General features: G+C 35.8%; 6 protein-coding genes. All 6 read left to right on the top strand.

From position 1 onward, the window contains the following. The first annotated feature begins 150 nt into the window (after positions 1-150). Genes A9G09_RS09880 through A9G09_RS09855 form a run of 6 tightly spaced genes read left to right on the top strand, consistent with a single transcriptional unit; the run spans position 151 to position 9,240 of the window. Positions 151-2,835, top strand: coding sequence for a phage tail tape measure protein (locus tag A9G09_RS09880; protein WP_065634666.1), 2,685 nt, complete (start codon positions 151-153; stop codon positions 2,833-2,835). A gap of 15 nt (positions 2,836-2,850) precedes the next feature. Continuing rightward, the gene (locus tag A9G09_RS09875) at positions 2,851-3,192 is read left to right on the top strand and encodes a phage tail protein (protein ID WP_065634665.1); all 342 of its coding nucleotides are present in this window, start codon (positions 2,851-2,853) and stop codon (positions 3,190-3,192) included. A 60-nt stretch (positions 3,193-3,252) separates the two neighbouring features. Continuing rightward, entirely contained in the window at positions 3,253-3,987 is a 735-nt protein-coding gene (locus A9G09_RS09870; RefSeq protein ID WP_065634664.1) for a phage minor tail protein L, read from the top strand. Between the two features lies 1 nt (position 3,988). Then, entirely contained in the window at positions 3,989-4,711 is a 723-nt protein-coding gene (locus A9G09_RS09865; protein WP_065634663.1) for a C40 family peptidase, read from the top strand. Next, positions 4,701-5,318 (top strand): tail assembly protein, encoded by a 618-nt coding sequence (locus A9G09_RS09860; protein ID WP_065634662.1) that lies wholly within the window; start codon positions 4,701-4,703, stop codon positions 5,316-5,318. The genes A9G09_RS09865 and A9G09_RS09860 overlap by 11 nt, the downstream gene beginning before the upstream one ends. 7 nt (positions 5,319-5,325) lie before the next feature. Beyond that, positions 5,326-9,240 carry a DUF1983 domain-containing protein gene (locus A9G09_RS09855; protein WP_065634661.1) on the top strand — a complete coding sequence of 1,305 codons (3,915 nt, stop codon included), beginning with the start codon at positions 5,326-5,328 and terminating at the stop codon, positions 9,238-9,240. Positions 9,241-9,274: the final 34 nt, after the last annotated feature.

The following is a 9,274-nucleotide window of genomic DNA, read 5'->3' as shown; positions in this document are numbered from 1 at the left end:
AATAAAGTAAGCACTATTATTGTTGGTAATAAATTCTTTAAATAATATTTAACAACAGATTTAATTTAAGATTGGCTTCTCTATTTGAGTAGAACAACTTATAACTTAATAAACTCGCTCAGGCGGGTTTTTTTATGCCTGGAGAGTATTATGGCAGAACAAATTACATCGCTAACGTTAAAAATTAATGTTAAAAGTGTTACAGAAGTAAATAAAAAATTGGATGATTTTACGAAAAAAGCTGATGCAGCTACCGTAGCATCAGATAGATTCAGTAATGCACAGTTAATGATGAATAGTAAATTTTCTCAAATAACTAAAAGCATTGACTATAGTCGAATTAGTTTAAATGAGTATCAAAAAAGCTTAATTTTTAGCAGTAATACAACAAGAAGTTTAATAGAATTTAATGATAAATTATTTAAAAGCTTTAAAAATCAGATTGATAGTGTAAGAAATCTAACCTCAGCTTCGAAAGAGTTAAAAAATGCCAGAAAAGATCTTTCGGTAACAAACACAAATCAGAGCAAAGAAACCACTCCATCAGTCGGAAATAGTTTTGCTAATAAAATTAAAACCGAAATAGGTAAGTCATTTAATAACTTATTGACCACGATTAACCCAATAAATATTGGTATTTCTGCATTATCTAGTTTTTTAACAGGTTTAGTACCAAAATTATTCGAAACTGAATCAGCAACAGAAAAACTAGCCGCAGCACAAGATCGTTTAAATAAAGTATTGGACACAGATAAAAACACAGGATTTACTTTTTTATCTGATGAAATGATGAATTTACTTGGAAGAAATAGAGCGTTGGTTGAAGCCATGGTTAAATCAAGTAAAATAGATTTAGATACCATTATTTCAGTTATCAAACAACAATTGCATCATGATATAGAGAACGCGACAGATGGCTTAGTTGATCTGGTTAATTCAGCGAATTCAATGGGAATGAGAGCTGAAACAAATTTAAATTCAGTACTTAATAGTATAGATAAACTCAAATCCGGAAGCAAAATTGATTTGGATGAAATTGAAAATATTGAACTAAAAACAAAAAAATTAGCTGAATATTATGGAATGAGTTATGAAGGCGCTAGAAGAGTATTAGAACAATTAGCTGATATAAGGTCTGAAACTGATTCAATTAAAGTAGAAGAAAAAATTAACAATTTAATAGAAGAACTAAGCCATCTTTACCTTACTTCCGAAAATAGTTCAAATAAATTCAAAATGTTGATTGATAGTTTGTTTGAAATTGAAAAAAAAGCGAACGATGCATCACTTAAACTAAAATCTTTAAAATTAATTACAAATTTAGATCAAGCACAAGATCCTAAAAAAAGCCCATTCTATCAATACGAAAGAATGATCATGAATCCACGTCAGCGTACAAAAGCTGAACTTGATGAAATGAATAGACTGGCAGATGCAGCTAATAAAATTTTTAAAAAAGATCAACCTGGTTATGTGACAGAAGATAAAAGAAACGCTGTAGCAGCTGCAATTGAAGCGAGTAATTCGAGCAGAGGAAATTCAACAACAAATTTATTACAAACATCCCAACAGCAAGAAATAAGTCTTAGAAATCAACTTCAAGAATTACAAGAGCAAAGTTTAGCAGTAGAAGCAATTACATCTGAACGTAGAAAATATCTGGATCTACAAAACCAAATTCAAGTATTAGAAAGCAGTAATAATAAAAAGAGACTTACTGAAGAAGAAAAATATGTTTTAGCGCACAAAGAAGCGTTACTTACTCAGTATGCAAAAAATGCGGCTATTGGTGATGAGATTGCTAAATACGAAGCAGCAGCTAAAGCTATTCAAAAAATGAAAGAATATACAGCAAATTTATCTGTTGACGGGCAAATTAAACAAGCAACATTTGGTATGTCATCAAAAGATGCTGCAAGACAAGCTCAATTAAAGCAACTTGATATAAATAAACAAAATGAGTTGGATAAAACAAAAGATCCAAGCCAGATAGAAAATTTAACAAACCAATATGATCAAGCTAAACAGACATTACAAAAAAGTTGGCAGCAAGATGATGCTAATCAAGGTAATTGGTTAATGGGGCTAAAAGTGGGACTTTTAGACTATGCTGATACTGCACAAGACGTATTTAGCGCAGCCAAAGGGTTTGCACAAAATACCATGGGCTCTATGGCAAATATGATGACTCAATTAGTGACGACTGGAAAAGCCAATTTTAACGAGTTTGCCCGTTCTATCTTAATTAATATTATTGAAATTATTAATAAGCTAATACTAGCCAGAGTAATTCAAACTGCTTTAGGGTGGATGAGGTTTGGTGGTGGAGCAAGTAAAGCAACGGGGGGGCTTCAAGATGCTTACAGTGGCGGTGAAATTCGTGGTTATGCAAAGGGTGGTAATGTTGGATATGCGTTAAACCCAGGGGGCTTTACCGGTCGAGGTAATAAATATCAACCAGCCGGTATTGTTCACAAAGGTGAATTTGTTTTCACTAAAGAAGCAACCAAACGTATAGGGGTAAATACTCTTTATGCATTAATGAATGATAAAAAACAAGAGTATGCTAGTGGTGGATATGTTGATGTTGGTCAGGCTTCACCCATTGCTTTTACTCGTCAATCAAATCAATCAACAAGTGCTGTAAATGTATCGGCAAATATTGCTGTTAATATGTCATCAGAAAACAACTCAGTAACAACGACAAAAAATAATATTGATGCAAAAACTGTTGAGGCTCAAGTTGGTGCCGTTATACAGCAACGCATGAATGAGATGATGAAAAAACTTGTTTCACCTGGTGGTGACTTATATAACGTGATGCATGCAAGGTAAGTGATTGGAGAGGTTATGGCAGTAGATAAATTTCAATGGAAAACAATGGGAAATCCAAAAGTTTCGGATCTATCCAATATTAATGAAATTAGTTTTGGTGATGGTTATACACAATTATCAAGTACGGGCATTAATAGTACTACAGAAGAGTGGCAATTGACTTATATGGGGCAACAAAGCGAAGTTAAACAAGTTCGCGCTTTTTTAAATTCTCATATTATCAAATCTTTCAAATGGACTAATCCCTATGGTGAAGAAAAGTTATACCGAGTCGTAAATAAATCTATCGAATCAGAATTTATGGGGGGAAATGTTATTTCACTATCATTCAAATTTATTCAGGCTTATGCACCATAAATTATTATTACCTATTCAATTAACCACCTTAGGTGGTTTTTTTATGTCTGGAGAACATAAATGCCAATAACACAGGACTTACAAGCACTTGAAGGCAACGAGTTAATTCAACTTATTGAACTTGATGGTAAAAAATTTGGATTAGATGAAGTCCTTCGTTTTCATGCGCATAATGTCTCATCAGAGGGTTGGGCCTCTTTTGTTGTTGATAATTTACCTTCTATTAAATGGCAAGGAAAAGAATACTTACCTTACCCTTACGAACTAAAAGGTCTTGAGTTAAGTAGCACAGGCGCCCAACCGACACCAACGTTATCAGTTGGCAATATTGAAGGAAAAGTGACAAGGCTTTGCTTGGATTATGCAGATTTAGTTCAAGCAAAAATCAAAATCCATACCACAATGGCTAAGTATTTGGATGCGGCCAATTGGATTAAAGGTAATCCAAATGCAGATCCAGCTCAAGAACGCGTACAACTATTTTATGTAAATAGCAAAAAAACAGAAACCAAAACTATGGTTGAGTTTGAGTTATGTTCACCTTTTGATATCCAAAATCTACAGCTACCAACAAGGCAAATTACCACTGTTTGCACTTGGTGTATGCGTGGCTGGTATCGAAGCGGTACTGGTTGTGATTATGCTGGTAATAAATATTTCACCAAAACTGGTGATCCAACGGATGATCCAGCAAAAGATGTATGCGGTGGACTTTTAAAAGATTGTAAAGCAAGGCATGGTAATGCTTCGCTTCCTTTCGGTGGTTTTCCAGCAGCTAATTTACAGAGTAAGTAATATGAGACAAAAATTATTAGATGCCATAAAAAATCATGCAGAGAGTCAATACCCAAATGAAGCCTGTGGATTGATTATTGATACGGGTAAATCACAAAAATATGTTCCTTGTCAGAATATTTCTGATAATCCTAAAGAGCATTTTTTGATTGCTGTAGACGAACAATTACAAGCCGAAAAGTTGGGCGAAATTATCATGATTATTCACTCTCATCCTGATGTTGTATCACTAGTGCCATCTGAATTTGACCGTATTCAATGTGATCATTCAGGTATTGAGTGGGGCATTATATCTGTACCCGATGGTGATTTTTGCACAATATCACCGCGCGTAAATCGAGATTATACCGGACGCCAATGGCTACTCGGGCATGCTGATTGTTGGTCACTGATTATGGATTATTATCAGCGAGAATATCATATTGATTTAAATAATTATTCGGTTCCAAGACAGTGGTGGGAAAGCGGAACAGAACATCTTTATGATGAAAATTGGCAAGCTGAAGGATTTGTTGCAGTCAACATCACTGAAATGCAAGTTGGCGATATCATCATGATGCGTATTGGTGCGCAAGTGACCAATCATGCTGCTATTTATGTTGGTGACAATCTTATTTTACATCATTTATACGGTCAATTATCGACTCGTACACCTTACGGTAAATATTTTCGAGATAGAACAGTTCGCATAGTACGACATAAGGAGTTATTTCATGCTCAGTAATTTAACACTAAAAGGTGCAATGGCTAAGCAGTTTGGTAAAAATCATCAATATGATGTACAAAATCTTAAAGAACTATTACGCGCACTATGTGCAACGATCAAAGGATTTGAAAAGTACATGTGTTCAGCACATTTAAAAGGTATTAAGTTCGCTTTTTTTGTTGATGGCAAAAATATTGGTATTGATGAGTTTGATATTAATGCGAATGGTAAAAATTATATGATTATGCCAGTTACACAAGGTGCAAAAAGTGGAGGTATGTTTCAAATTATTATTGGTGCAGTTGCATTAGTTGCCGCTTTTTTTACAGCAGGGGCAACATTAGCTCAGTGGGGAACTCTCTTGACGGCTAGTACGATGAGCGCAACATCTATTCTAACAGGAATTGGTATTAGCATGATGTTGGGGGGCGTGGTTCAACTACTGACTCCACAGCCTAAATTTAATGCAGGTAAATCATCGAGTGCCGAAAATAAACCTAATTATGGATTTGGTGGGCCAGTGAATACTAATGCTGTTGGCTATCCTGTGCCTGTTTTGCTTGGTGAACGTGAAATTGGTGGCGCGGTAATTAATGCCGGTATTTATTCAGAAGACCAACAGTAGGTGAGTTATGCAATTGATAGAAGGGCAAAAAGGCGGAAGTAAAAAACAACATACGCCATATGAACAACCTGATAATTTACTGTCAAACGCCAAACTTAAGTTGTTATTAGCGTTAAGCGAAGGTGAAATTCAGGGGCATTTAACAGAGCAAGATATTTTTATTGATAACACTCCGCTGGCTAATTTAGATGGTTCTCGTAACTTCAAAGGCGTTAATTGGGAGTTTCGCAATGGCTCGCAGACGCAAGACTATATTCAAGGTATACCCGAAATTAGTAATGAATTGCGAGCTGGTTTCACTGTTAAAGCGGATAAACCGTGGGTGCGTGCATTTTCGAATTTAGATCTGGATGCAGTTCGTATTAAATTGAGTTTACCGGCTCACGTTGAGTATAAGGATAATGGTGATTCAGTTGGTACGGTTACCAAATATGCTATCGAATTATCAACTGATGGTGGTGCTTTTCAAACTGTGATAAATGGGACGTTTCAGGGTAAAACCACTTCAGAATATCAGCGTGATCACCGGATTAATTTACCGAAAGCTATGGATGGTTGGGCTATACGAGTAAGACGATTCACTCCTGATTCAAAATCGAGTAAATTGGTTAATGCATTTGGCGTGTCATCCTATGCTGAAATAATTGATAGCAAACTACGCTACCCAAATACGGCTTTACTTTACATCGAATTAGATGCAAGTCAATTTAATGGTTCCATACCTAAAATTAGTTGTAAAGTTAAAGGTAAAGTTGTTCAAGTTCCTGATAATTACGATCCAGTGAGTCGAACATACATTGGCACATGGACAGGTGGCTTTAAAATGGCTTATACCAATAACCCTGCTTGGCTTGCCTATTACTTAATGCGCGATGAAATAGCAGGAATGGGGTTAAGAATTGATGCCAGCATGCTTGATAAATGGTCTATCTATCAACTGGGTCAGTATTGTGATCAGATGGTATCTGATGGGCGAGGCGGAAAAGAACCACGTTTTGTTTGTAATGAATATATACAAAGTCAGGAAGAAGCCTATACTGTTTTAAAAGATCTGGTGGCTTCATTTCGTGGCATACTATTTTGGGGTAACGATCAAATCTGTCTAACGGCGGATATGCCACAAGATGAACCTGATTTTATTTACCATCCTTCAAATGTTGTTGGTGATTTTACCTATTCAAGTGGTTCATATAAAAATCGCTATACATCATGTTTAGTGGCCTATTCAGATCCGAATAACCATTACTGTGACGATGTTGAACCCGTCTGGGATTATGACTTGATGCGTCGTTATGATGTTAATGTCATGAAGTTAACCGCTATAGGCTGTACATCGCAAGCCGAAGCCCAAAGGCGTGGACGATGGGCTTTGCTTTCAAATGCGAAAGATGAAGTGGTTGCGTTTACCGTCGGATTAGATGGTTATATTCCTTTACCAGCCAGAATTATTGGTATCGCCGATCCCTCACGTTCAGGTAAAGAAAACGGCGGACGAATACAATCAGTTACTGGTCGAAAAATCACACTTGATAGAAAGATAGATTATCAAGTCGGAGATCGTTTAGTGATTAATTTGCCCGATGGTACCGCGCAAAGTCGAACGATTAGATCAATTAGTGAAGATCGGCAAACAATTACGGTGACTGCAAACTATAAAATAACACCTGTCGCTGGAGCAATCTGGTGTATTGACAGTGATAATGTTGCTATTCAATATTTTCGGGTTACCTCAATATCGGCAAGTGAAAATGGTAAATTCAACATTACTGCTGTGGAGCATGACCCCAATAAATTCAACTACATTGATAATGGAATCCGAATTGAGCCTAAGCCAATTACTGTGGTACCGCCGACAGCGGTATCATCGCCAAAAAATATTAGTGTTTTTGAAAGTAGCTATATCTCACAAGGACTGTCTATTTCGTGTTTGAATACTCAGTGGGATGCCGTTGAAGGTGCAACAAATTATATTGCCCAATGGCGAAAAGATAATTCATCTTGGATTAATTTTGGCAAAACTAATGGAACTAACTTTTCCATTGAAGGTATTTATTCGGGTACATATGATGTGCGTGTTCGCGCTGTTAATGCGCTTGATACTTCATCACCTTGGGCATATTCACAATCAAAATTCATTAAAGGCAAAGTTGGAACACCCGAAAAACCTGTCGGCTTTAGCGCAAGTGATGATGTGATATTGGGTATAGATTTAACTTGGTCCTTTCCTAAAGGCGCGAGCGATACCAGCCATACCGAAATTCAATATTCCAACAATGAAAATGAAGAAGATGCAAGATTACTTTCTAACGTTAGTTATCCTAGTTGCAGCTATTCACAAATGGGACTTGCAATTGGTCAAACCTTTTTCTATCGTGCTCGTTTAGTTGATAAAATTGGTAATGTGAGTGATTGGACCGATTGGGTGCAAGGTATTTCCAGTACCAATACCAATGACTTAACCGATCATATTTTTGAGGAAATAAAAGAGACTGACGCATGGAACTCATTAGTAGAACAAACAAATAATAACACCAGCTCTATCACAGACCATACTACTATGCTGGCTGAAAATACACGTTTATCAATCGAAAATGCTAAGTCCATTATTGAAAACGCTTTAGCAAATGATGTTGATTCTCAAAGGTGGCGAAAAGAAATCGGTAATGCTCATGCTGAAATAAAAGAAACGAAAGCTTTGGTTGTAAATGAAAGTGAGGCAACCGCAGTTAAATTGACCGAAATCTCATCAAATCTAAATGGTGCCAATGCTAGTATCAATGAACTTAAACAAACGACTGTAAAACAAGGTGAATCGATTGAGTCTCAAAGTAACATTCTAACGCAATTATCATCATCAATAGATAGTGTAAATTATAGTGTTAAAAATAATGCAACAGCCATTAATCAAATGGATACAAAAGTTACTCAACAAGGTAATGTAATTACTTCACAGGCTAATAGTATTAGCTCAATTAATACCAATATCGGTAATGTGTCTGCGCAAGTTAATGATGTGTCAAAAGCCATCCAAGACACCAATGGTAAATTATCTGCCTACCGCACAATGAAAGTGGAGATTGATAATAATGGAAGGCAGTATGTTTCGGGTATGACCATGGGGGTTGAAAATACCTCAGCAGGCATGCAATCAAATGTTATCTTCTTGCAAGATCGATTTTCAATTATGAATCATGCCAACGGTAACCCTCAAATGGTATTTACCACACAGGGCAATCAGGTGGTTATTAATGATGCAGTTATCGGTAATGGAACAATTACTAATGCAAAAATCAGAGATGCGTCAATTGATAGTGCAAAAATTGGTAATGTCATTCAGTCTGATAATTACCAATATGGGGTTTCTGGTTGGCAATTGTCAAAAAACGAAGGGAAACTCACTGCGGTGAATGCTGATATAACAGGAAAGTTAAAGGCAACATCAGGAGAGTTAAATAATGTTGTAATTAATGAAAACTGTAACATAAAAGGTGTTCTCAACGTTAATCAAATTAAAGGGAATATTGTTTCTGCTAAATTTTTCCAAAAAAAAGTTGGTTTGTACGAGCGTAATCCAAACGAAAATAAATTCGTTATGAGTATTGAAGGTAATGGATTACCGCAAACTTTAGCATTTCTTGGTGACATTAAAATTAATGTATACGACCAATTTTCCAGACCCCAAAATTATATCAGAGGTAATATCCGATTATTATTTAATAACCAATACCCATTTAGTTTAAATGAATTTTATCGTGATGGAAAAATTGAAAATTTATGCCTATCAATTCCTCCGTTTAGTTTAGGTGAACGGATCGATGTATCAGTAACAGTCAATAAACCAGATCAAGGAACATTCACATATATTTTTGGCTTTAATTCAGTGGTGTTGCTGACAAATAACTCTAGCGGGTTTATTGATTAACTAACAAAAATTATTAGATTTTTATATTCAAATT

Origin of the sequence: Gilliamella sp. wkB292, assembly GCF_001690235.1 — a bacterium.
Lineage (GTDB): Bacteria > Pseudomonadota > Gammaproteobacteria > Enterobacterales > Orbaceae > Gilliamella > Gilliamella apicola_F.
Note: the sequence above shows the minus strand (reverse complement) of the source record. Positions and strands in the feature narration are given on the sequence as shown.